The 22,652-nt window shown below is 58.4% G+C and carries 22 protein-coding genes and 5 tRNA genes; 16 read left to right on the top strand and 11 right to left on the bottom strand.

Annotated elements, in window-relative coordinates:
• Positions 1-6 precede the first annotated feature (6 nt).
• The 3 genes from mutY (at position 7) to mltC (ending at position 2,539) form a co-directional block, all read left to right on the top strand.
• Positions 7-1,068 (top strand): A/G-specific adenine glycosylase, encoded by a 1,062-nt coding sequence (mutY, locus tag GWQ29_RS04045; protein ID WP_275918801.1) that lies wholly within the window; start codon positions 7-9, stop codon positions 1,066-1,068.
• Between the two features lie 8 nt (positions 1,069-1,076).
• On the top strand, positions 1,077-1,349 hold the full coding sequence (locus GWQ29_RS04040; RefSeq protein WP_005313967.1) for an oxidative damage protection protein: 273 nt from the start codon (positions 1,077-1,079) through the stop codon (positions 1,347-1,349).
• An 89-nt stretch (positions 1,350-1,438) separates the two neighbouring features.
• Positions 1,439-2,539, top strand: coding sequence for a membrane-bound lytic murein transglycosylase MltC (mltC, locus tag GWQ29_RS04035; RefSeq protein ID WP_275918800.1), 1,101 nt, complete (start codon positions 1,439-1,441; stop codon positions 2,537-2,539).
• A 68-nt stretch (positions 2,540-2,607) separates the two neighbouring features.
• Here mltC and GWQ29_RS04030 read toward each other — a convergent pair whose 3' ends face one another.
• The gene (locus GWQ29_RS04030) at positions 2,608-2,988 is read right to left on the bottom strand and encodes a NirD/YgiW/YdeI family stress tolerance protein (RefSeq protein ID WP_275918799.1); all 381 of its coding nucleotides are present in this window, start codon (positions 2,986-2,988) and stop codon (positions 2,608-2,610) included.
• A 237-nt stretch (positions 2,989-3,225) separates the two neighbouring features.
• Here GWQ29_RS04030 and GWQ29_RS04025 point away from each other — a divergent pair, with 237 nt between their 5' ends.
• Positions 3,226-4,233 (top strand): SGNH/GDSL hydrolase family protein, encoded by a 1,008-nt coding sequence (locus tag GWQ29_RS04025; protein ID WP_275918798.1) that lies wholly within the window; start codon positions 3,226-3,228, stop codon positions 4,231-4,233.
• Positions 4,234-4,292: 59 nt separating this feature from the next.
• Here GWQ29_RS04025 and GWQ29_RS04020 read toward each other — a convergent pair whose 3' ends face one another.
• Positions 4,293-5,027 (bottom strand): transporter substrate-binding domain-containing protein, encoded by a 735-nt coding sequence (locus tag GWQ29_RS04020; RefSeq protein WP_212540919.1) that lies wholly within the window; start codon positions 5,025-5,027, stop codon positions 4,293-4,295.
• 232 nt (positions 5,028-5,259) lie between these two features.
• Between GWQ29_RS04020 and ompA the strand changes: the two genes are divergently transcribed.
• A complete protein-coding gene (gene ompA, locus GWQ29_RS04015; RefSeq protein WP_275910243.1) occupies positions 5,260-6,291 on the top strand; it encodes a porin OmpA in 1,032 nt (343 codons plus the stop codon).
• Positions 6,292-6,366: 75 nt separating this feature from the next.
• Here the strand turns inward: ompA and GWQ29_RS04010 are convergent, their stop codons facing one another.
• The 3 genes from GWQ29_RS04010 to GWQ29_RS04000 are packed head-to-tail and all read right to left on the bottom strand — an operon-like array spanning position 6,367 to position 9,852.
• Entirely contained in the window at positions 6,367-6,936 is a 570-nt protein-coding gene (locus GWQ29_RS04010; protein WP_131731584.1) for a PqiC family protein, read from the bottom strand.
• Positions 6,936-8,582 (bottom strand): intermembrane transport protein PqiB, encoded by a 1,647-nt coding sequence (pqiB, locus tag GWQ29_RS04005; protein WP_275918797.1) that lies wholly within the window; start codon positions 8,580-8,582, stop codon positions 6,936-6,938. Before pqiB ends, GWQ29_RS04010 begins: the two co-directional genes overlap by 1 nt.
• Positions 8,575-9,852, bottom strand: a complete 1,278-nt coding sequence (locus GWQ29_RS04000; protein WP_111588862.1) for a paraquat-inducible protein A — start codon at positions 9,850-9,852, stop codon at positions 8,575-8,577. The genes pqiB and GWQ29_RS04000 overlap by 8 nt, the downstream gene beginning before the upstream one ends.
• 175 nt (positions 9,853-10,027) lie before the next feature.
• Between GWQ29_RS04000 and hfq the strand changes: the two genes are divergently transcribed.
• The gene (gene hfq, locus GWQ29_RS03995; RefSeq protein ID WP_005313994.1) at positions 10,028-10,387 is read left to right on the top strand and encodes an RNA chaperone Hfq; all 360 of its coding nucleotides are present in this window, start codon (positions 10,028-10,030) and stop codon (positions 10,385-10,387) included.
• Between the two features lie 136 nt (positions 10,388-10,523).
• Here the strand turns inward: hfq and GWQ29_RS03990 are convergent, their stop codons facing one another.
• The 4 genes from GWQ29_RS03990 to dapA all read right to left on the bottom strand — a co-directional run bounded on the left by GWQ29_RS03990 (position 10,524) and on the right by dapA (position 14,895).
• Positions 10,524-11,114 (bottom strand): beta-phosphoglucomutase family hydrolase, encoded by a 591-nt coding sequence (locus tag GWQ29_RS03990; protein WP_234591928.1) that lies wholly within the window; start codon positions 11,112-11,114, stop codon positions 10,524-10,526.
• A 65-nt stretch (positions 11,115-11,179) separates the two neighbouring features.
• Positions 11,180-12,283 (bottom strand): HDOD domain-containing protein, encoded by a 1,104-nt coding sequence (locus tag GWQ29_RS03985; protein WP_219593081.1) that lies wholly within the window; start codon positions 12,281-12,283, stop codon positions 11,180-11,182.
• A gap of 4 nt (positions 12,284-12,287) precedes the next feature.
• Positions 12,288-13,928, bottom strand: a complete 1,641-nt coding sequence (locus GWQ29_RS03980) for a sensor domain-containing diguanylate cyclase (protein WP_059169272.1) — start codon at positions 13,926-13,928, stop codon at positions 12,288-12,290.
• A gap of 94 nt (positions 13,929-14,022) precedes the next feature.
• Entirely contained in the window at positions 14,023-14,895 is an 873-nt protein-coding gene (gene dapA, locus GWQ29_RS03975; protein WP_111588866.1) for a 4-hydroxy-tetrahydrodipicolinate synthase, read from the bottom strand.
• 279 nt (positions 14,896-15,174) lie between these two features.
• Here dapA and rsmC point away from each other — a divergent pair, with 279 nt between their 5' ends.
• The 9 genes from rsmC (at position 15,175) to GWQ29_RS03930 (ending at position 20,161) form a co-directional block, all read left to right on the top strand.
• Positions 15,175-16,203 (top strand): 16S rRNA (guanine(1207)-N(2))-methyltransferase RsmC, encoded by a 1,029-nt coding sequence (gene rsmC / locus GWQ29_RS03970; RefSeq protein WP_275918796.1) that lies wholly within the window; start codon positions 15,175-15,177, stop codon positions 16,201-16,203.
• Between the two features lie 107 nt (positions 16,204-16,310).
• Positions 16,311-17,570, top strand: coding sequence for a glucose-1-phosphate adenylyltransferase (glgC, locus tag GWQ29_RS03965; RefSeq protein WP_257981519.1), 1,260 nt, complete (start codon positions 16,311-16,313; stop codon positions 17,568-17,570).
• Positions 17,560-19,020, top strand: a complete 1,461-nt coding sequence (gene glgA / locus GWQ29_RS03960) for a glycogen synthase GlgA (RefSeq protein ID WP_265462594.1) — start codon at positions 17,560-17,562, stop codon at positions 19,018-19,020. The genes glgC and glgA overlap by 11 nt, the downstream gene beginning before the upstream one ends.
• 116 nt (positions 19,021-19,136) lie before the next feature.
• A tRNA-Leu gene (locus tag GWQ29_RS03955) sits at positions 19,137-19,222 on the top strand.
• A 54-nt stretch (positions 19,223-19,276) separates the two neighbouring features.
• Positions 19,277-19,362: transfer RNA gene (locus GWQ29_RS03950), tRNA-Leu, on the top strand.
• Between the two features lie 44 nt (positions 19,363-19,406).
• A tRNA-Leu gene (locus tag GWQ29_RS03945) sits at positions 19,407-19,492 on the top strand.
• A 44-nt stretch (positions 19,493-19,536) separates the two neighbouring features.
• Positions 19,537-19,622, top strand: a tRNA-Leu gene (locus GWQ29_RS03940).
• A gap of 71 nt (positions 19,623-19,693) precedes the next feature.
• A tRNA-Leu gene (locus tag GWQ29_RS03935) sits at positions 19,694-19,779 on the top strand.
• Positions 19,780-19,888: 109 nt separating this feature from the next.
• On the top strand, positions 19,889-20,161 hold the full coding sequence (locus GWQ29_RS03930; RefSeq protein ID WP_059111923.1) for a late competence development ComFB family protein: 273 nt from the start codon (positions 19,889-19,891) through the stop codon (positions 20,159-20,161).
• Here the strand turns inward: GWQ29_RS03930 and GWQ29_RS03925 are convergent.
• Positions 20,156-20,365, bottom strand: a complete 210-nt coding sequence (locus GWQ29_RS03925) for a hypothetical protein (RefSeq protein ID WP_265462593.1) — start codon at positions 20,363-20,365, stop codon at positions 20,156-20,158. The genes GWQ29_RS03930 and GWQ29_RS03925 overlap by 6 nt on opposite strands.
• Before the next feature lie 301 nt (positions 20,366-20,666).
• Between GWQ29_RS03925 and nhaC the strand changes: the two genes are divergently transcribed.
• Complete coding sequence (gene nhaC, locus GWQ29_RS03920; RefSeq protein WP_087756607.1) at positions 20,667-22,076, top strand: Na+/H+ antiporter NhaC; 1,410 nt, start codon at positions 20,667-20,669, stop codon at positions 22,074-22,076.
• Positions 22,077-22,166: 90 nt separating this feature from the next.
• On the opposite strand, the gene GWQ29_RS03915 is transcribed toward nhaC, so the two are convergent.
• Complete coding sequence (locus GWQ29_RS03915) at positions 22,167-22,499, bottom strand: hypothetical protein (RefSeq protein WP_017412399.1); 333 nt, start codon at positions 22,497-22,499, stop codon at positions 22,167-22,169.
• Positions 22,500-22,652: the final 153 nt, after the last annotated feature.

The raw sequence follows: 22,652 nt of genomic DNA, 5'->3' as shown, positions 1-22,652 counted from the left end.
CATAATGTGAACAACTCAGACAACACGACCTTCGCCACCCGGATCCTCGACTGGTATCAGGTCCATGGCCGCAAGACACTGCCCTGGCAGCAAGACAAGACCCCCTATCGGGTCTGGGTCTCCGAGATCATGCTGCAGCAGACCCAGGTCGCCACCGTGATCCCCTATTACCAGCGCTTCATGGCCCGCTTTCCTGACGTGCAGGCCCTGGCCGACGCCCCCATCGACGAGGTGCTGCACCACTGGACCGGGCTCGGCTATTACGCCCGCGCCCGCAACCTGCACAAGGCGGCACAGCAGATCCGTGATCTGCATGGCGGCCTGTTTCCGGAGCGGCTGGAAGAGGTGATGGCCCTGCCCGGCATTGGCCGCTCCACCGCGGGTGCCGTGCTCTCCCTGTCGCTTGGGCAGCCCCACGCCATTCTGGATGGCAACGTGAAGCGGGTACTCACCCGCTGGCTGGCGCTGCCGGGCTGGCCCGGTCAGAAACAGGTGGAGAACGATCTGTGGGAGCTCGCTATCCGCCTCACCCCCAAACTCGGCGTGGCCCACTACAACCAGGCCATGATGGACATGGGCGCCACCGTCTGCACCCGCAGCAAGCCCGCCTGTGACCGCTGCCCGGTGCAGACCGATTGCCAAGGCTTGTCGCAAGGCAAGCCCACCGCCTACCCCAACTCAAAACCGAAGAAGAGCATTCCGGCCCGCACCGGCATCATGCTGCTCATTCGTCACGGCGACGAGCTGCTACTGGAGAAGCGGCCGCCGCAGGGGATCTGGGGCGGGCTCTACTGCTTCCCGCAGGTGGAGTCACCAGCCGAAATCGACGGACTCTTGCAGCGGCTCGGGCTGAGCGGCCATGATTATCGGGAGCTGAGCGGATTTCGGCATACATTCAGCCACTTCCATCTCGATATTCAGCCTTTTCTGATTGAAATGGATGCACCACCGGCCCCCCAGCTCATGGAAGCGGATAACCGACTCTGGTATAACTTACGCCATCCTGCAGAAGTGGGACTGGCAGCCGCCACGGCCCGCCTGCTTGCCTACCCGGACTTACAACCATAGAGGTCAACATGAGCCGTACTGTATTTTGCCAACGCCTGAAAAAAGAGGGCCCGGGCCTGGATTTCCAACTCTACCCCGGTGAACTCGGCAAGCGGATTTTTGACAACATCAGCAAGGAAGCCTGGACCGAATGGCAGAAGAAACAGGTGATGCTGATCAACGAGAAGAAGCTGAACATGATGAACCTGGAGCATCGTCAGCTGCTGGAAAAAGAGATGGTGAGCTACCTGTTTGAAGCGGGCGAAGTGGCCATCGATGGTTATACCCCTCCCAGCCAATGAGTTGTACCTGTGAGCCAGCGAAGGCTATGCATCTCTTAGCTCACAGCCAATGAATGACGGGCGGCTTCGCCGCCCTGTTTGAGGATCCTATGGGCCGAATTTTTTGGCTGCTTTGCACCCTGCTGTTTCTCTCTGCCTGCTCATCTTCCCCCAAGCCCAGCGGGAGCGAGGATGACGCCCTGGTCAACGGCAAGGACATTCGCGGTTTCGAACACATGATCAGCGCGCTCTCCCATAACGTGAACGAGATATGGGGGCGTGAGGCGCTGTTTGCGGGCAAGTTTGACTACGTCAAATACACGGATCAGTACAAGAGCCGTGCCCACATCAATTTCTCCAGCGGCCACATCATGGTGGAGACGGTCTCCGGACTCGACCCCCAGGCTCACCTGCGCCGCGCCATCATAGAGACACTGCTGACCCCGGACGATCCGGCTGAGGTGGATCTGTACTCCGACCGGGAAATCCTGCCCGGTGGCGAGCCCTTCCTCTATGGTCAGGTGCTGGACAACCAGGGGCAGCCGATCCGCTTCGACTGGCGCGCCGAGCGTTACGCCGACTACCTGCTCAGTACGGCGATGAAAAAACGCACTCTGGGGATCCGTACCATCTTCTTCGTCGATATTCCCATGGTGGCCAACCATGAAGACAAGCGGGGTTACAAGTACGCCAGCATCATTCGTCAAGCGTCCCGCAAGTACGGGGTGGCAGAGAGCCTGATCTATGCGGTGATCAAGACAGAGAGCAGTTTCAACCCCTATGCGGTCAGCCACGCCAATGCCTACGGCCTGATGCAGGTGATCCCGGCCACCGCAGGACGGGATGTCTATGTAAGGGTCAAGGGCAAGAATGGCCAGCCAACCCGGGATGATCTGTTCAATCCGGCCTACAACATAGACGTGGGAACCGCCTACCTGCATCTGTTGCAGACCGTCTATCTGGCGGATATCCAGGACCCGCTCTCCCGTCGCTATGCGGTCATATCGGCCTACAACGGTGGCGCAGGCGGGGTGCTGAATACCTTCTCCAGCGATCGCAAGGCAGCGCCCGGCAAGATCAACCAGCTCTCGCCAGAAGTGGTCTACCAGATCCTGACAGAGCAGCATCCCAAGGCGGAAGCGCGCCGCTACCTCTACAAGGTCAATCAGGCCGAAAAGGGGTTCAAGCGCTCGCTGGCTCGCACCGGCTAGCGGCCAAAACAGAAGGGCGCCTCCAAAGAGGCGCCCTTTTTACATATGACCTGTGCTGCGGTTGTGCCTTACTTGGCGATAAACCCGCCCTTGCTCTGCGGTGTGGCGCCTACCTTCTCCAGGCTCTCCACTTCCACTTCGGTCTTGTTCCAGCTGTGGTCCACTTCACCACGGATACGGATCAGATCGTCCGGGCCCACTTCGGTGCCACGCCACACATCCTGATCCACTTCCACTTCCACTTCGCCACTGGGATCGCGGAACATATAGTTCTCGCCGCCCAGGTGTTTGACCAGGTTACCCTCCAGGGTGGCCCAGCTGTCATCGGCCAGATCCTTCAACTGAGCGACGGACACCTTGTTCTGATCCTGCGGGCCCGTATAGGCCGCCATGGCGAAAGAAGAGATGGACATCAGGGTCAACAGACCGATTACGCTTGCCTTGTTCATTTCATGCTCCTGTCATTGGGTACGGGAGCAGTGTGCAAGCCGGGGCGTGAAACAAACGTGAAGCCTCCCCATCTGGGTGAAGGGGATGTGACCGTAATCGATTTAATCAGCACTGCCTGCTGAGAAATTTAATTCGGCTGGTTACGCTGCAAAATGGCAAAACAGCTTCCCAGCCCGTTTGCCTATCGAGGAAAAGCCTGCAGGCACCACCTGCTTCACATCAACGAGAACGACAAGATGAAAAAATGGTTCGTGTGTTTATTGGGACTAATCGCGCTAACAGTTCAGGCCGCCGACAGTCGCCCCGCCTTCTCCCGGATCGTGATGTTTGGCGACAGCCTCTCCGATACCGGCAAGATGTACAGCAAGATGCGCGGTTACCTCCCCTCCAGCCCGCCCTACTATGAGGGCCGCTTCTCCAACGGACCCGTCTGGCTGGAGCAGCTGACCAAGCAGTTCCCGGGTCTGACCATCGCCAACGAAGCGGAAGGCGGTGCCACTGCCGTGGCTTACAACAAGATCTCCTGGAATCCCAAGTATCAGGTCATCAACAACCTGGACTACGAGGTCACCCAGTTCCTGCAGAAAGACAGCTTCAAGCCGGACGATCTGGTGATCCTCTGGGTCGGTGCCAATGACTATCTGGCCTATGGCTGGAATACGGAGCAGGATGCCAAACGGGTTCGCGATGCCATCAGCGATGCGGCCAACCGCATGGTACTGAACGGTGCCAAGCAGATACTGCTGTTCAACCTGCCGGATCTGGGCCAGAACCCCTCGGCCCGCAGTCAGAAAGTGGTCGAGGCGGTCAGCCATGTCTCTGCCTATCACAACCAGCTGCTGCTGAACCTGGCACGCCAGCTGGCCCCCACCGGCATGGTAAAGCTGTTCGAGATCGACAAGCAATTTGCCGAGATGCTGCGTGATCCGCAGAACTTCGGCCTGAGCGACGTCGAGAACCCCTGCTACGACGGCGGCTATGTGTGGAAGCCGTTTGCCACCCGCAGCGTCAGCACCGATCGCCAGCTCTCCGCCTTCAGTCCGCAGGAACGCCTCGCCATCGCCGGCAACCCGCTGCTGGCACAGGCCGTTGCCAGTCCTATGGCCCGCCGCAGCGCCAGCCCCCTCAACTGTGAGGGCAAGATGTTCTGGGATCAGGTCCACCCGACCACTGTCGTGCACGCCGCCCTGAGCGAGCGCGCCGCCACCTTCATCGAGAACCAGTACGAGTTCCTCGCCCACTGATGACAAGGGGCCGACACATGGTCGGCCCCTTCTTTTTGCTCCTTCGATCCCCTATTGGGTCAACGGTAACGTTTCACGATACCGTCATAGATGCCATTCTGCCTGATGGTGGCCAGCGCCTCCTGCAGCCGTTTGATGACCTCCGGCGCCGTCTCCAGGCTCGCTGCCACATAGAGTTCTCCTCCGGTAAAGTCCTCGATGTCGTGCACTATCTTGAGGGTGCTGGGATCGTAGCCCGCCTGACGCACATAGTAATTTGCCGACTCCTGCGACACGGGCCAGAGGTCTATCCGCCCCATCAACAGCTTCAACATATTGGCCTCGTTATTGTTGTTGCGCTGCAGGTTGGAAAAGTTGCGCCCCATCAGGTACTGCTCCAGCGCATCATTGCGCACAGTGCCGATGGACCAGGTTCGCGCCTGCGACAGCTCGCTGAATGGCTTGATGTCGTCACGCTTGGCCAGGGCAAACACATGAAAGTTGATCTTGGCGATCACCCCTATCCACTGAAATTGCGCCTCACGCTCGGGGAAGCGACTGATGCTGTAAATAAGCACATTGGGCCGACTGCGAGCCAGTGAAATAGCTCTCGCCCAGGGGTAGATATCCAGATTGTACTCAAACCCCGCCTCCTCCAGCATGGCCTCCACCACCTCTGTACCCAGCCCCTTGATCTCGGCCTCCTCCAGATAGTTGTAAGGTGCATAATCCTCGGTCACCACCTGCAAGGTTTCGACGGCCCACCCCGGGGCCAACCACAGCGACCAGCACAGCCATATCCATTTGCCGTTCATCTCCACCTCGGTGTGATCCTGCCTCGCTTAACTATTGTCGCCCAGCCCCAGAGATCAAATCACGCCGACCGGCGGCGGGAGTAATAATCACAATATGCTTTATATCAGTTGCTTGAGAAGCTGAGGAAAGGGACTACGTTTAACCTGTTGTGGCTGTGCTATAGCCCCGACCCATAGAGGAGAGGCGACACAAGATCCCCCCTCACCCAACATGCAATTGCAGAGGCTCAACATGAATAAATCACTGATTACCTTACTGGTTTCAGGCTTGCTTGCGACCAACGCCCACGCAGCCGGACAAGACAACACCTGGTATGGCGGCGCCAAATTGGGTTGGTCCAATTTCTACGGTGTCGATGAAAACAACATCACCACCCTGCTCGATGAAGACAACGATGAAGTGGGCGCCGGTGCTTTCGCCGGTTATCAGATAAACCAGAATCTGGGGATCGAGCTGGGTTACGACTACTTGGGCAACTACAAGTACAGCGGTACCCGTAGCGGCGCGGCCTTCAACGATAAAGTAGAGGCTCAGCTGGCTCAGCTTACCCTCAAACTCGGCTTCCCGGTGGCAGAGAATCTGGATCTATACGGTCGCCTTGGCGGCGGATACGGTTGGGCCAGCAGTGACAAGCTGGATAACGACGGGCGATTCAACTTCGTCGGGGCACTCGGCGCAGAATACGCCTTTAATCTGGATTGGGCCGCCCGCCTCGAATACCAATACAGCTCGCCATACGGCGACCGCGAAGATACGGGTTTGCGCATGGACAATGGTCTGCTGGCCGTCGCCATGGTTTATCGCTTCGGCCAGGTCGCCCCTGTGGTAGCAGCCCCGGCGCCTACACCAGCCCCGGAGCCCGTCATGGTCGAGAAGCAATTCACCCTGAGCTCGGACGTACTGTTTGACTTCAACAAGGCGACCCTCAAACCGGAAGGCGGGCAGGCGCTGGATACCCTCTACGGTGAGATTGAGGCAGCCCGGCCCACGGATGGCGTCGCTACCGTAATAGGCTATACCGACCGCATCGGCTCGGATGCCTATAACCAGCGGCTCTCGGAGCAACGTGCCCAGACAGTCGCTGACTATCTCGTCGGCAAAGGCCTGCCAGCGGGCAAGGTCAACGTGGAGGGGCGTGGCAAAGGGTCCCCTGTCACCGGCGACAGCTGCACCAGTAAATCCAAGCATGAGCTGATCGTCTGCCTGGCTCCGGATCGCCGGGTCGAGGTCAAGGTGGAGGGAGTATCAGAAGTTCAGCAATAGTCTCATGACGCCACTTTGGTGGCTCCACGATAAAAAACGGGAGGCCGAGGCCTCCCGTTTTCATTCACGTCAGACTCAGGCGCCTTTGCGCACCTCTGCCGCAATCTGGTCAAGCAGCTGTTGCCAGCCTTGTCCCAGCTCGCTGACCAGGGAACCATAACCGTCGGCTGGCAGCACTCGCACCTGCTGGAAGGGAACATCACGCAAGACTGTGCCCTCTTCCGTCAACAAGCGCCAGCGGCCGCTCAGCACGGCACGTCCATCGTGGCGCCCCTGGAAGCGTTCGACCGAGATGCTCAGGACAGGGCCCTTGCGGGCACCGTCCTGGCGCACCACCCAGCCGGGCAGGCGGCTGGACAAGCCACTCAGGGTCAGCTGATTGAGCTGAGCATCGAGAAAACCTGCCCAGCGATGATACTCGGCGAAGTGCAGCTCATTGCCTTCCAGCTGATAGACCAGACTGACCCTGTCCAGCTGGCCCGACAGCGCAACCGGACGCAGCACCAGCTGATGTTGGGGTTGCGCCGTCACCGCGGCGGCCGGCTGTGCCTCTGCATCGAGAGAGTAGTAGTGCAGCGCCGTCGGGGCCGAACTGCAACCCGCCAGCAGGCCCAGCAAGGCCAGCGTCATTATCTGTTTTTTCATCATTGACCTCGCTTGGGCTCAGGATCGCGGGGACGGGCGCGATCAAAGATCAACGAACTCGGTTGTTCGTTGAGTGAATGCACCAGAGGCTGCAACTCACGCATCAGCTGATTGAGCGACTGTACCGACTGGCGCAGATCCTGATTGGTCTGGGAGTTGGCATCGTACTCTTGCAACGTGCTCTGCAGCTGCTTCAGGCTGTCGTTCAGGGACGCCGGCAACTGCTGGGTCGAGCTCTGACCGGTAAACTTGTTCAGATTGGTACTCACGGCACTGATGCTCTTGAGGGTCTGATCCAACGTGGCCAGGGTGCTGTTGACCTGCGTCAGCGTCTTGGCCGTGTCCATGTCGACGAACTTGTCGAGGATCTGGTTCACCTTGCGCTCGATCTGGTCCAGCCCGGCCTGAACGGTCGGGAACACCTGATAGCCGGCCAGCTTGACGGCCTGATACTTGGGGGCATCCGGATAGAAGTTCAGATCCACCACCTTGCCCCCGGTCAGCAGGCTGGAGGTCTTGAGCGTCGCCCGCAATCCTTCCTTGAACTGCTTGCCGAACAGGGCACGCCACTGCTCCTTCTCAGCATTGGCATAGCGGTGAGAGAGCCGCTGCACCTCGATGCGCGCCAGTACCGGTATCTGCCGGCTTTGGAACATCTGCACCCCTTTCTCGTCGATGAGGTAGGGGGCCGAGATGACGGTACCGACCCGGATGCCGCGATATTCCACCGCCGCCCCCGGATGCAGGCCACCGACACTGTCTTCAAACAGAAACACGTAATCGATGAACTGATCCAGACTACCGGCAAGCACACTGGCTTCATCCTGGAAGAGTGTGAAACCATCCATCTGCTTGACCGGCTCACCGGGGGCCCAGCCGGGCGGCAACCCCATTGTGATGCCACCGTCGAGCAGACTCTCCAGAGAATCCATCTTCACCTTCATCCCCTCGCTGCTCATGGAGACCTCGAAACCAGGGGTCATCCAGAAGCGGGTGTTGGCGCTCACCAGCACGTCATAGGGGGTGTTGATGAAGATCTGGTACTGCATCTCGCTCTTCTCGGGCAGGAATTTTGCCTCTTCCACCTGGCCTATGGTAAAGCCCTGATAGTTGATGGGCGACCCCACCCCGAGCGCACGGGTATCCCGGCTGCTCAGGGAGAGCCGCAGCCCCTTGGCATCCTGGGAGGCCAGTGGCGGCTTGTCCAGCATGGCGTATTCGTCCAGGGGCTTGCCCTTTCTGCCAGGCGCCAGCTCGATATAGGCACCGGAGAGCAGAGTGCTGAGACCGGAGACCCCTTCCCGGCCAACCCTGGGCTTGACCACCCAGAATTGACTGTCTCTCTTGAGCATGCCGGCAGCAGCGTTGGTCAGGCGAGCCTTCAGCACCGCATGGCTGTAATCCTCACTGAGTTCCACTGCCTCGATACGACCCACTTCCACCTCGCGGGAGCGGATCACCGTCTTGCCCGCCACTATCCCTTCGGCGGTAGCCACTGTCAGGGTGAAGCTGGGACCTTGCGAATACCAATGCTGGAACAGCATCCAGACCCCGATGAACAGCGCCAGCAGCGGCACCATCCAGATTGCGGCGGCCGAGCTCAGAAAATCAGAGCCGGGTTTCCACCTTTTCTTACGCTCACTCACGTTCGCGCTCTCCTTGTTGTAAATCCCAGATCAGGCGGGAGTCGAAACTCATGGCGGCCACCATGGTGATCAACACCACACCCGCAAATGCAACGGCTGCAGGGCCCGGATAGACGGTCATCAGGTTGTCGAGCCGGATCAGGCCCGCCAATATGGCCACCACGAAGACGTCGATCATCGACCAGCGTCCCACAAATTCAGTCATGCGATAGAGCTTGAGCTTGCCAAGGGGCGAGGCCCCGTGGCCGCGCTGTACCATATAGCAAAGCCACAGCAGCGCCAGGATTTTCACCAGCGGCACCACAACGCTGGCGATGAAGATCACTGCAGCTATGGGGTAAGACCCCATGGCCCACAACAAAACCACCCCGCCCATGATAGTGGAAGGGCTGTCATCCCCGAGGAAGACGGTATCCATGATGGGATAGAGGTTGGCTGGCACGTAGAGGATCACAGAGGTGAAGAGCAGGGCCCAGGTCCGGTTGATGCCACCCGGCTTGCGGCTGTGCAGGTGCTCACCGCAACGCTTGCAGCTGTGCTCCCCCACCTCGCCAAGAGCGCCGCAGATGTGGCACCCCACCAACCCGGATGCCATGGCGCTGGCCTCGGCATCAGCATCGAGCTCGCGGGGTTCGGTCGGCCCGAACAGCCGCTGCCACAGCCACATGCGATCCAGCGACGAGATCGTCTTGATGAGCAGTACCGTGTATCCGACGAAGGCCCAGAACGACAGCCCCATCTTGATGTCGGCCATCCCCATCAGTTTGACCAGCGAAATGAGCACCCCGATGAGGAACACATCCACCATCAGCCAGGGCTTTATCCGGCAAAGCAAACGGCCTAGCGCACGCAGGGAATTGCTGTGCAGATCCTTGTCGACCCGCCACAGCACCAGCATGATGGAGCCCACATAGACCAGCGGCAGGCCGATAAGCGTCAAACTCAGCACAGCCCCAAGAAACAGGTAGCCCTGATCCACCAGGGTGGTGATGCACTGCAGAAACGTCATCTCCTGCCCTACGCCCTTGGCCGAGAAGGACATAAAGGTGAAGGAGTTGGAGAGCACAAACATGATGATGGCCGCAAAGCCATAGGAGATGGGCCTGCGTTCCTGCTCCGGCAGATGGACGCTCAGGACATGACCACAGCGCGGACAGCTGCTCTTCTCCCCCACGGCCAGCACTGTGGCCGGAACCAGCAGGTCACACTCTTCACATGCGGTCGCGTCATGGGTATAGGTGGGTTTGTGTAGGTTTGAAACCGGATGCAAGATGAAACCCCAAGATGAGGCCCGCCACGGGCCAGAGGCGCCAATTATTACAGCCGTGGCCCCCGCCGACCAGTACTGTCGTTACACCATACGGGATGGGCGTGAGAATGACTTTGACAAGCCAGTAGCCATTTAGCACAATCAAACGCCACTTTTTTCCGCGGGACAATAATTTATGACAACTGAATCCCCAAGCTACTCCACGATTGAGCAAGCCTTCTCCCTCGGGAACGGGCAAGATTCTGCCCTCAACTGGTTGCGTAAAAATCGCAGTCAGGTCGCCATCTTCCTGGTGAGCGGCATCAAGCTGGAAGGAACCATCAGCGGCTTCGACCAGTACAGCGTACTGTTGACCGATGCCCATGGTAACCAGCAGCTGGTCTACAAGGCCAAGATCTCCACCATCGCCATGCATTCCGGCCGTCCCCAGGTCAGCATACAGCGCGCCCGCAAGCCACGCGTCTCCATGGCGCCGCGCCCCCACGGAGCCCCGAGTCGTTACGACGACAATCAGGGCGGCAGCAGCGAGCAGTAACTGGCTTGCCTGAATCACCCCGAGACCATTGCTGCGTCAAAGGGTGACCGAGTCCATTCTCATTGATTATGTCTGTCCCGTATGAGAATGGACTCTATGCTTGGCCCGCTCGCGTCTCTCCCTCACCGCTTTCTCTTCAGTACTGCAAGTCGACCGGCTTGCCATCCCTGACCATGCAGGTCTGCATCCCGGCAGCCTGACCGGCCTGCGCACCAATTCCCGTATCCTCGAATACCAGACAGGTCGTCGGTTCAAGTCCTAAACGACTCGCTACCAGCAGGAAAGTATCTGGGTGGGGCTTGTGCAACTCCACATCGTCAGCGGTCACCACCACGGAGAAGTAGCGATCCAGTCCGGTATTGCGCAGCACGGCTTGCGCGTTGATACGCGGCGACCCTGTGCCTATCCCCATGGGGATCTGGCCGTGATAACGCTGGACCAGTTCCAGCATGGCCGGAAAGACGGCCACCTTGTGCAGATTGGCCACATAGTGCTCTGTCTTGCAACGGGTCACGACCACGGGATCCAGGGCGATCTGCTGCTGCTCGGCAACCAGCAGGGCAATTTTTCGACTCGGCATGCCTCCCAACTCATAGAACCAGTCAGCATCGAAGCGAAAGCCAAACTCACGGGAAGTGTGTTCCCAGGCGGCAAGATGCAGCGGCATTGAGTCCACCAGGGTGCCATCGAGGTCAAATACCAGGCCTTGAAATCCGGATAGGGTCATGGTGCAGGATCTATGTCTGAGAATGGGTCCCCATTCTAGCCAGAGCCACTCCTCATCGCCATGCCCTAGGTGGCGAGAAACGCTTGCCCCCACATTTGTGCCTGAAAATAGATGGGTGTCAGCCTGGCAGGATCCAGCTGGTAGTGCGGTGCCAGCTGGGCAAGCAGCGGCCAGTCTCCTTGCTCGTAGGTTTTCACCAGTTGGAACAGATGAAAGAGTGGCCCCTCATGGAACTCCAGCGCTCGCTGCACATCCTTGGGCAGATGAGCCTTGAGCTGGGCGGAGAGCAGTGAACCATCCAGCACCAATCCCACCAGAAAGGCCCAGCTGGCGGCATCCTTGCCAAGCGCAGTCATGGCAATCAGCTCGCAGAAGCGGCCACGGGCGATGGCCATGCGGGTACAGGCCTCCGGCATGTGATGACTGACCCGCGCCAGCCCGTAGATGAGGACGAACTTGCGGATCTCCTGCTCCCCCAGATAGGAGAGGGCTCTCGGCACAGAAGTAATGGAGCTGACGTGATCAAAGCCGGGAGCATTGACATAGGTAAGCAGCTGACCCGGCAGCCAGGCGTCCTGCTCCAGCAGGCTGGCGACCCTGGCAAAAGAGAACTCCTCGTGGCAGATGACTTGCAGTATCTCCTGCACCAGCTTCATGTCCGGCTGGGCTGCGCGCTGATTGACCAGTTCGGGACGAGCAAGAAAACCGCCGGCGAAGAAATCGACCCCGGCCTCCTTGAGCGGCAAAAAATCCCCCCAGGTCTCGATGTCCAGAGCCATTCGCTTGTGCTCGGTCGGCTGGCTGATCCCCTCCTCTCCCATCCAGAACACCAGCAGACGGCAGGCGTTGAGCCAGCGTGGTTCGCGCTGGGCGCAGTGCACGGCCAGACGCCGCCGGTAGTCACGCCACTGGGTCAACACGGGAAACGAGGCGGGCAGGCGCTCGGCAGAGGCCTCGACCAGCGGAATGGTATCCGGGTCAAACAGCAAGGGACGTTGCTCATCGAGCTGTTCATGGCTGAAGGGCAACAAGTATTGACGCCCCTGGGCCAGCAGACGGCATTGCGCTGCGAGCAGAGTCCACTCGGCAGGGTCGGCAAGCTGGTAATCAATGCCATAGGCAACGAGGGCAAGACGGCGGTTGAAGATGGGGTAACGACGTAACAGCATGGGCTCACCGATAGGCTAGCGTACACGCCCTCCCCTGCGACTTGGCATGATAGAGCGCCTGATCGGCCTGTTCGGTCAGGCTCTGCCATGTTCCATCCAGCGAGGGAACCAGATAGCTAAAGCCTATGCTAACCGTAATGAAATCAGCAACTCGGGAAGCCGGATGCGGGATCTTTAATTCACTCAGCCCCTGATGAATCTGTTCGGCCAACCGCTCGGCTTCACCAGGCTGCGGACCGCACAGCAGGATCACAAACTCCTCCCCGCCGTAGCGCGCCACCAGATTGGTGCGTCGTCGCTCCGCCTCCTGCAACAGGCTGGCCACCTGTTGCAGACACAGGTCTCCCTTGGCATGACCGAAGTGATCGTTATAGGACTTGAACTCATCCACATCGATCATCAACACCGCCAGCAAGCTCTGATGACGACGGGCCCACTCCCACTCCCGTTGCATGGTGAGATCCCAGTGACGACGGTTGGCGATGCCGGTCAAGGGGTCTTCCAGCGACAGCATGGACAGTCGTTTGTTGGCCTCCTCCAGTGCCCGGTTGGTTTCTGCCAGCTGCATGGTGCGCTCGCTGACCCTCAGCTCCAGTTCCCGGTTGAAATGCTCCAGCGCGGCCTGGGTGCGTTGGCGGATCAACAGCTGGGAGAGCATGGCGGCGTACTGCTTGAAGATCTCGCTCTGGTAGGCCTTGAGTGGCCGACGCCACAACAGGTTGTCGGCAGCGATCCAGCCGATGGGCATGTCACCGTCCCACAGCGAAACCATGGCATTCCAGCCGCGCCCCACCTCCTGCTTCTCGTAGTAGAGCGGCGCATCTTCCAGCACCAGCACATAATCCTTGCGACGCAGCGCCTCCTGCACAGTGGGGTGCTCCGGGATGGGGCTGACGAAGTGGTGCTCGTCGATGAGCTCACCCGCCTCGTTGGTGCCCCAGGTTCCGCGCATGGTCTTGAACTCGGCGTCGACCAGGAAGATGGCGATGCGATCAAACTGCAGATCCTGGCGCGCCAGCGCCACCGCATCGTGCAGCAGCTGCTGCTCGCTATCGCAGCGGGAAAGCTTGACCCCCACCTGATGGAGCGCCTGCAACATGCTGAGGAAGGAGTCCTGCAACGCCTGACTGCGGATGAGGTCGGCCTGGGTGTGTCTGCGCTGATCCCGCTCCTGATCGATCTGGCTGGCGAGCAACCGGCTCTCCAGCTCGGCGGCCAGGTAGTGCATCAGCAACTGGATACTCTGCTGCTGGCGTCGGGAGAGGCGATCGAGACGACGGCGGGTTTCCAGATAGACCACGGCCTCCAGCCCCTTGTGGCGCTTGAGGGGGAAGCAGGCGCGCAGGCGCGGCGTTTCCGGTTCGACGGTTTCCCAGACATCGGCGGTCGGGGCTGTCTGCTCCACCACCAACTGACCCTTGTCGAGCGCATGTTCGATGAAGATGATGGGGAGTTTGGCGGGCGCAAGGGCCTCTGCATTCAGGCAGATCAGCCCCTGCTCCAGTTGAAAACTGTAAAGTTGGGACTCGGGCGCCCGCAACCACAGGTAAATCTGTTCGGCTTCTGTCTTTTCCCTGACTGCTGCCAGTGTCACTTCACAGAGGTGTTCAAAACTGGTGAAGTGCTCTGGATCCCATTCCTGCATGCCTGCCATCCTTGGTTGTATCCAAGCGAGTATATCGGCAAACATTGCACATTAATTGACTAGGCAGTCAAAAGCGCGATCCAGAGCCCAATTTTTATAACAAATTCAATGCCTGCATCGCACTACGGATGCGCTCGCGGGTCGCCTCGGACAACGGCATAACCGGCAGACGGCACTCTTCGCTGCAAAAGCCCAGCAGGGAGACCGCATACTTGGCACCTGCCGGACTCGGCTCGGCAAACATGGCCTGATGCAGCGGGATGAGTTTGTCCTGCAGTTCACGCGCTTCCTGCCACTTGCCGGCCAGGGTCAGGTTCTGCACCTCGGCCACCAGTCTGGGTGCCACGTTGGCGGTAACAGAGATACAGCCTTGCCCGCCACCTATGTTGTAAGCCACCGCGGTAGCATCTTCACCTGAGAGCCAGGCAAACGGCTTCTTGATGAGCTGACGCTCGGTCCAGGGACGAGCCAAGTCACCGGTGGCATCTTTCACGCCGGCGATGCGCGGCAGTTCGGCCAGACGGGCCAGGGTGGCAGGTTGCACGTCAACGATGGCGCGCGGCGGAATGTTGTAGACGATGATGGGCTTGCTGGTGGCGTCGTGTACCGCCTTGAAGTGGTGATAGAGTCCCTCCTGATTGGGACGGTTGTAATAACCGGCCACGTGCAGGGTGGCATCGGCCCCCGCCTGCTCGGCATGACGGGTATATTCAATGGCCTCGACCGGGTTGTTGGAACCGGCTCCAGCGATCACTGGCACCCGGCCGGCTACCTGCTTGACCACCAACTTCACCACGCGGCAATGCTCGTCGTGGGTCAGGGTCGGACTCTCGCCCGTCGTACCGACCGGCACTATGCCGTGAGTGCCCTGCTCTATGTGCCACTCCACCAGGCGGGCCAGTGCGGCCTCATCCAGCTGGCCCTGTCGAAATGGGGTGATCAGGGCAACTATCGAACCTTGAAACATGGGATTTCCTTCTCCTGGATACGGTAAAAATACTAATAAAAAACCCCGGTACGGGTTGCGCAACCGGGGTTGAATCTTCTCAGGGATGAGAGGTTACGCGCGAACGTCGGCAGGCCCGAATGTCAGGCTTTTTTTGTGCTTTCGTTTCAACTCGTTGGACCGCATTTCATCATCTCTGGTCAAAAAATGGTGTCTGGGCATATTTCGGGAACACGGCATAAATGTCAAGGCGAAAGGGGCTATGTATAATGGCCGCCCAAAATTGCGTGGAGAGACCCGATGAGCAGCCCTATCAGTGCCGTCAGCCAGATGCTGGAACGAAACCAAGCCCTCTTTGTCGGCAAGCGGCTACTTGTCTGCGGCACCCTGGAGGATGACTATCCCCGCCAGCTGGCTGAGCTGGCCACTTCCCTGACTGTGTTTACCACGGATTATTGCTACTACCGCAGCCAGCAGGCAACGTTGGGGGACGCTATCCTGTTCGACCACCAACTGGGCGGTGCCCCCCGTTTCGATGCTCTGCTGCTGCTGATGCCCAAGGCCAAGGCAGAGGCCCAATACCTGCTGGCCATGATGACCCCCTTGCTGGAGGCGGGTGCAGACCTGTTTCTGGCTGGGGAGAATCGCGGCGGCATCAATGGCGCCGACAAGCTGCTGGCCCCCTATGGCAACAAGCCAGTCAAGCGCGACTCGGCCCGCCGCTGCTCTCTCTATCACGGCGAACTCAGCAAGCCGGTTATCCCGTTCGAATTGGATGCCTGGTTCAGCCGTTATGAGTGCAAGGCCGGTGACACCGAACTGACCGTGCTGGCCCTGCCCGGCGTTTTCAGCGCCGCCGAACTGGATCTCGGTACCCAGATGCTGCTGGCCAGTCTGCCCACCATGGGCGGCAAGTTGCTCGATTTTGGCTGTGGTGCCGGCGTCATTGGCTCTGTGCTGGCCAAACGCAATCCGGGGCTGAAGGTCAAGATGGTGGATATCAGCGCACTTGCGCTGGAGTCGAGCCGCCGCACCCTGGCCATCAACGGTTTGCAGGGACAAGTCCAGGCCTCCGACGTCTATTCCGACATCACAGGAAAGTTTGACCACATCGTCTCCAACCCCCCCTTCCACGCCGGTCTAAAGACCTTCTATGCGGCCACCGAAACCTTCCTCGCCAAGGCACCTGAGTACCTATCGGCGAATGGTGGCCTGACCATAGTCGCCAACGCCTTCCTGCGATATCAACCTATACTGGAAACGCACTTCAAACAGACCGACATAATCAGCAGCGATGCCAAATTCAAGGTCTATCTGAGCAAAGTGTAAATAAGTGTAACCAGCGTCAGGAAACTGGTAGTGAGCCCCATCCGGGATCTGATAAGGTAAATACCAATCGTATAACCACCCCTTTAGGGGTGTTTTTTTGCAGTGATCTGAAAACCTTTTCACATCATCAACTCAGGGAGAGAAATACGATGGCAGGCATACTCACCATGATACTGGCGGGCGGAGAAGGAACCCGTCTCCAGCCGCTTACCACCACCCGCAGCAAGCCCTCTGTCCCGTTCGGTGGCAGTTATCGACTGATCGATTTCGTCCTCAACAACTTCGTCAACGCGGACTTCCTGCGCATCTACGTCTTGACCCAATTCAAGTCCCAGTCCCTCTATCTGCATATGAAGAAGGGCTGGAACATAGTCGGCATCACGGACCGCTTCATCGACCCTATTCCAGCCCAGATGCGAATGGGAAAACGCTGGTATGACGGCACGGCCGACGCCATCTATCAGAACCTGCGTTTCATCGAGATCTCGGACCCGGAGCACGTCTGCATCTTCGGCTCAGACCACATCTACAAGATGGACGTGAGCCAGATGGTGACCTTCCACAAGCAGAAGGCCGCCGCCCTGACCGTCGCCGCCCTGCGCATGCCCATCGAGGAGGCGAGCGCCTTCGGGGTGATAGAAGTGGATCAGGAAGGCCGCATGATCGGCTTCGAAGAAAAACCCAAACATCCGAAGCACATTCCCGGCGACCCCACGCAGGCGCTGGTTTCCATGGGCAACTACATCTTCGAAACCGAAGCGCTTTATCGCGAGCTGAAGCGTGACGCCGCCGAGGAGAACTCCAGCCACGATTTTGGCAAGAACATCATTCCCAGCATGTTCCCCCGCGCCCCCGTCTATGTCTATGACTACAGCACCAACGTGATCCCGGGCGAGAAACCCACCGTCTACTGGCGCGACGTGGGCACGCTTGACTCTTATTGGCAGGCACATATGGACCTGGTCGCCGACGATGCCCCCTTCTCCCTCTATAACCGCAAGTGGCCACTGCACACTCACTATCCGCCCCTGCCGCCCGCCACCTTTGTCGATACCGATGACTGCAAGGTCAAGATTGCCAACTCCCTGATCTCTGGCGGTTGCTTCATTCAGGGCAGCCAGATCCAGCGCTCCATACTGGGATTTCGCTGCAACATAGGCCCCTGCAGCCACATCAGCGAGTCAGTGTTGCTCGGGGATGTGAAGATAGGCGAAGGTTGCTCCATAAGACGCGCCATCATTGACAAGAACGTTGAAATTGCACCCGGCACCGTGATCGGTGAAAATCTGGACCATGACAGAGAGAGATTTACCGTATCCGAAGGCGGTATCGTCGTGGTACCTAAGGGAGCAAGAGTTGGCTATTAACCCACTGAAAATCCTGTTTGTTGCCTCGGAAGTTGAGGGGCTTGTGAAGACCGGGGGCCTGGCAGATGTAGCCAGAGCCCTGCCATTGTATCTGGCCCAGAAGGGCCATGACGTCAGGATCATCTTGCCCTTCTACAAGACGATCAAGCGCCGTGATGAGGCCAGACTGATCGCCTCTCGCTGGTTGCCAACCCATCCGGGACTGCCGGACATCGGCTATCGCATCTATCAGATGGAGCTGGAAGGGGTCTGTGTCTATCTGCTCGACTGCCCGCAATATTTCGATCGACCCCAGCTCTACGCCGAGAACAACCAGGCTTATGGCGACAACGGTGAGCGGTTCGCCTTCTTCTCGGCCGCAGCGCTACATGCCTGCGAGCAGCTGGACTTCGCCCCCGAGATAGTGCACTGCAACGACTGGCATACCGGTCTGCTGCCGCTGCTGCTCAAGACCCGCCATGCTCACAACCCCTTCTTCCAGCACACCCGCAGCGTGATCAGCATTCACAATGCAGCCTTTCAGGGGGTATTCGGTCGGGAGCAGTTCTGGGCCATGCCCGAGATTGCTGACTATGAACAGCGCATCAGCTACGACTATGGTCACGTCAATCTGCTCAAATGCGGTGTGCTCTATGCCGACAAGATCAATGCTGTCAGTCCCAACTATGCCAGTGAATTGCTGACCCACCTGGGCGCCCACGGCATGGCCAGCGTGTTCCAGCAGCGGGCTGCCGACTTGCGCGGCATTCTCAATGGCTGTGACTATAAGGATTGGGATCCGGCATTTGACGACTTCCTGCCCGCCACCTATGACGTGGACAACCTCGCTGGCAAACGGGTCTGCAAACAGACGCTGCAGCGGGAAGCAGGCCTGCCGGTCACGGACTTGCCCATCTACGGCATGGTGTGCCGCCTGACCGAGCAGAAAGGGGTACACCTGCTGCTACCCGTGCTGGACAAGTTCCTGCATCACAAGGTGCAGGTGGTGATAGTGGGGTCGGGTGATCCCTCCCTCGCCGCCCAGTTGCAGGCCACGGCACAGCGATACCCGGACAAGCTCGCCTTCCTCAACACCTATGACGACAGACTGGCCCATCTGGTGGAAGCGGGCGCCGACTTCTTCCTGATGCCCTCTCTGTTCGAGCCTTGCGGCCTCAACCAGATGTACAGCCTCGCCTACGGCACCTTGCCGCTGGTACGGGCCGTCGGTGGCCTCAAGGATACTGTCGTGGACTGGGATGCGGAACCTGAGCATGCCACCGGCTTCTGTTTCAACGATCCAACCGCCAATATCCTGCTCGATGCCATGCGCCGCAGCCTGCTCTATTACCTGCAGGATCCCGAGCGGTTTGCCCAGGTACAGCGTAATGCCATGAATACCCGCTTCAACTGGCCGGATTCGGTCACTCAATACGAGCAGATGTATCAGGATGCACTGGCCCGGCAGTGATGCTCATTGCTGAACTTTTGTTCCCTTGATGCCGCTTTGAACGTCAACAGCGAAAAAAGTCCCCTTTGGCTGTTGACGCTCATCCAAAACTCTATAGAATCCCCCACCGCAGTGATGCGAAGGTGGCGGAATTGGTAGACGCGCTAGCTTCAGGTGTTAGTGTCCCACGGATGTGAGGGTTCGAGTCCCTCTCTTCGCACCAATACTGCCATGCTGATTCAGCAGCATTGTAAATCCAACTGGAAAACCCGAATGTGCGAAGGTGGCGGAATTGGTAGACGCGCTAGCTTCAGGTGTTAGTGCCCCCCGGGTGTGAGGGTTCGAGTCCCTCTCTTCGCACCATGCTTCTCCAGACAGCATGTAAATCAAAACTGGTAACACAATGTGCGAAGGTGGCGGAATTGGTAGACGCGCTAGCTTCAGGTGTTAGTGTCCCACGGATGTGAGGGTTCGAGTCCCTCTCTTCGCACCATGCTTCTCCAGACAGCATGTAAATCAAAACTGGTAACACAATGTGCGAAGGTGGCGGAATTGGTAGACGCGCTAGCTTCAGGTGTTAGTGCCCCCCGGGTGTGAGGGTTCGAGTCCCTCTCTTCGCACCATGATTCTGACATGTAAAAACAGAGCAATGCGTTCCAACCGCATTTAAAAACCAGCTGGAGAAAATCAGTGTGCGAAGGTGGCGGAATTGGTAGACGCGCTAGCTTCAGGTGTTAGTGTCCCACGGATGTGAGGGTTCGAGTCCCTCTCTTCGCACCATTCCTTATATAAAAGGCCCATCACGAGAGTGATGGGCCTTTTGTTTTTACTCCTTGTTATGACTATGCTTTTGACAACTTACCGCCCATCGTCATGCCAAGGAGCGCATATGATACTGGATACCGATATTCACAACTTCTATGAACATCTGGTGCTCAAGGAGATCGAAAAGCAGGGGCTGAATCAGAAACTGAACAGCGAGCAGATGGCCGATCTCTGCTGCCTGACCCTGAACCAGCTGCCTTCCCACTATATTCGCCACGATGTCGACATGATCTACTTCCTGACCGACGCCAAGCGTACCGAGATGGAAAACAACGTCATCGCATCGCTCAAACAGGCGCAAGAGAAGGTCAAGAACGCCCCCGCAGCCCAGTCATAACCAGGATTGCTGCCAGAGCAAAGCCGCTATGCCTGTCATCCCGGCCACCGGCAGCAGTATCAGGACAGGTCTCAGCCTGGGTTCCAGCATGACCCAGGCAGCCAGCACAAAGCCCAGACTCCAGATGCCGTACTCCTTTTCCTGACCCCAACCCAGCACGGCCAGCAGTCCGACCAGCAGCACGACTCTCACGATCCAGATCATGGTGATATATCCTCTTGCATTAATTGATAACGATTATCATTTGTATTTTGTGAGTATGCAATCGGACTTTGCTATCGGTGTCGAATGTCACATTCGGGCCAATAGAGCGCTCAAATACAGGTTATGAGATCAACTAATTTGTAATTTTTTCAATCAAAATTGCATTTTTGCTAAATCAGTTGGGATTCCCCCCCCCAGGTTTGTGGTAGATTGCGGCCTCTTTTGGGTTGGCTCCTCGGGATACAGGTATCCACAGGACGAGAGGGTCCGACCTTGGCGAGCAAGAGTTTAGGAAGCATCTATGCAAAACCAGCAAAACCAAATTCGATTACCGGGCATGTTGCAGGTATTTGGCTGTCTGGCCATTTTCCTGGCCCTGGCATTCTCGTTCACCAGCGTGCTGGACCTGCCAATTCAGTTGGCACTGTTCATCGCCTGGTTCGTCATCATGGGGCTCGGCATCAAGCTGGGTCATGATTACAAATCCCTGGAGCAAGCTGCCGTTGACGGTGTTTCCAAAGGGATGGGGGCCATCCTGATCCTGGTCTCCGTCGGCGCCCTGGTCGGCACCTGGATCGCGGGCGGTATAGTCCCCAGCATCATCTACTTCGGCCTCAAGGTAATACACCCGTCCATCTTCCTGCTGGCAACGCTGATCATCTGCTCCCTCACCTCGCTGGCCACCGGTACCTCCTGGGGCTCTGCCGCCACCGCCGGCATCGCCATGATGGGGATAGGCCACAGTCTTGGCGTCCCTGCGCCACTGGTGGCGGGTGCCGTGCTCTCAGGCGTCTACTTCGGTGACAAGCTCTCCCCCCTCTCCGACTCAGTGGTACTGGCCTCCACCATGTCCAATGTCGACGTGGTGGAACACATCAAGGGGATGCTGCCCATCAGCCTGCTCTCCTACATCATTACGGCCGCACTGTTTACCGTGGTCGGCATGCAGTATTCGGGCAACGTCAGCCTGGAGCAGGTCAATCTGGTGATGGAGGCGCTCGACAACCAGTTCAACATCACCCCGCTGGCCATAGTGCCGGTCGTACTGGTACTGGGTCTGCTCGCCAACCGCAAACCCGCCTTCCCGGTGATCAGTTTCGGCGCCCTGCTGGGGCTTGTCTGGGCCATAGCATTCCAGGACATGGATCCGGTCAAGGCGATGCATTCCGCCTACAGCCCCTTCCCCATTACCTCAGGTATCGGCTTTATCGACAACATACTGGGGCGCGGCGGCATGGAATCCATGCTGGGTTCAGTCGCCGTCATCATCTTCGGTCTGGGCTTTGGTGGCCTGCTGGAGAAGGTAGGTATTCTGGAAGTGATCGCCAATGCCTTCGAGAAGCGCATCAACAGTATCGGCAGCCTGACCAGCCACACCATAGGGACAGCCTTCCTGGCCAACGTATTCGGTTCGGCCATGTATGTATCCCTGATCCTGACTCCCAAAATCATGGCCAAGAACTACGACCGGCTGGGACTGGCACGCAAGAACCTCTCCCGCAACGCCGAGTTCGGCGGCACCCTCACCTGCGGCATGGTGCCCTGGAGCGACAACGGTATCTTCATGGCCGGGGTACTGGGGGTGGCGACCCTCGACTACCTGCCCTACATGTGGCTCAGCTTCACCTGCATCATAGTGACCATCACCCTCGCCTATCTGGGCAAAGCGGTGAACCGGGTTCCCGTCATCGAAGCGGCCAGCTCCCGCTGATCCACACAGCAACAACAAAGGCGCCTCAGGGCGCCTTTGTTGTGTCTGGACAGTTTTCAGGGGTAGAAACCGCGGCTGATGTGGCTCTGCTTAGCGCTGCTTGCCGCTGCCGATACCGAACGGGATGCGGTAGTCGCTGCTCTGCTCACCCAGGCTGACGGTCAGGTTGCCCTGAGTGCGGCTCGGAATACGTACCTGCTGGGTGCCCATCAGATTGGCGTGAACGGAAGCCACCACATCCCCGGACTCGTTGCGCACTTCCAGCATGGGGTTGGTTTTGCCATCCACAGCGGCGGTTGCATGCCAGTTCACAAACAGCACGCCCGGTGCAGCGTTGAAGTCAGCGGGAACGGAAGCCTGAGCAAAACCGGCAGTCATCAGGCCTGCAACGGCCAGCATCTTGATTACGTTTTTCATGTTCATTCACTCTCTTGGTTTTTGTGTCATTGCCAAGGCCGGTTCGGCCTGAATCAATGCATCCTTGCAAGAGGTTATTCAAATAGTATGTAGTTCTTTCACCGACGTCTGACACTCTGGTTTCTGGTGTCATCGCCTGAAACAACCTGTTATTTGGCC

This window comes from Aeromonas sp. 2HA2 (assembly GCF_029237345.1).
Taxonomy (GTDB): Bacteria; Pseudomonadota; Gammaproteobacteria; order Enterobacterales; family Aeromonadaceae; genus Aeromonas; species Aeromonas salmonicida.
This window is presented reverse-complemented; position numbering and strand designations above follow the sequence as displayed.

Bases quoted from the DNA above. Each gene is read 5' to 3' on its own strand.
- GWQ29_RS04040 (WP_005313967.1), top strand. From the start codon at position 1,077: ATGAGCCGTACTGTATTTTGCCAACGCCTGAAAAAAGAGGGCCCGGGC.
- mltC (WP_275918800.1), top strand. From the start codon at position 1,439: ATGGGCCGAATTTTTTGGCTGCTTTGCACCCTGCTGTTTCTCTCTGCC.
- GWQ29_RS04030 (WP_275918799.1), bottom strand. From the start codon at position 2,988: ATGAACAAGGCAAGCGTAATCGGTCTGTTGACCCTGATGTCCATCTCT.
- GWQ29_RS04025 (WP_275918798.1), top strand. From the start codon at position 3,226: ATGAAAAAATGGTTCGTGTGTTTATTGGGACTAATCGCGCTAACAGTT.
- GWQ29_RS04020 (WP_212540919.1), bottom strand. From the start codon at position 5,027: ATGAACGGCAAATGGATATGGCTGTGCTGGTCGCTGTGGTTGGCCCCG.
- ompA (WP_275910243.1), top strand. From the start codon at position 5,260: ATGAATAAATCACTGATTACCTTACTGGTTTCAGGCTTGCTTGCGACC.
- GWQ29_RS04010 (WP_131731584.1), bottom strand. From the start codon at position 6,936: ATGAAAAAACAGATAATGACGCTGGCCTTGCTGGGCCTGCTGGCGGGT.
- hfq (WP_005313994.1), top strand. From the start codon at position 10,028: ATGACAACTGAATCCCCAAGCTACTCCACGATTGAGCAAGCCTTCTCC.
- GWQ29_RS03990 (WP_234591928.1), bottom strand. From the start codon at position 11,114: ATGACCCTATCCGGATTTCAAGGCCTGGTATTTGACCTCGATGGCACC.
- GWQ29_RS03985 (WP_219593081.1), bottom strand. From the start codon at position 12,283: ATGCTGTTACGTCGTTACCCCATCTTCAACCGCCGTCTTGCCCTCGTT.
- GWQ29_RS03980 (WP_059169272.1), bottom strand. From the start codon at position 13,928: ATGCAGGAATGGGATCCAGAGCACTTCACCAGTTTTGAACACCTCTGT.
- dapA (WP_111588866.1), bottom strand. From the start codon at position 14,895: ATGTTTCAAGGTTCGATAGTTGCCCTGATCACCCCATTTCGACAGGGC.
- rsmC (WP_275918796.1), top strand. From the start codon at position 15,175: ATGAGCAGCCCTATCAGTGCCGTCAGCCAGATGCTGGAACGAAACCAA.
- GWQ29_RS03930 (WP_059111923.1), top strand. From the start codon at position 19,889: ATGATACTGGATACCGATATTCACAACTTCTATGAACATCTGGTGCTC.
- GWQ29_RS03925 (WP_265462593.1), bottom strand. From the start codon at position 20,365: ATGATCTGGATCGTGAGAGTCGTGCTGCTGGTCGGACTGCTGGCCGTG.
- nhaC (WP_087756607.1), top strand. From the start codon at position 20,667: ATGCAAAACCAGCAAAACCAAATTCGATTACCGGGCATGTTGCAGGTA.
- GWQ29_RS03915 (WP_017412399.1), bottom strand. From the start codon at position 22,499: ATGAACATGAAAAACGTAATCAAGATGCTGGCCGTTGCAGGCCTGATG.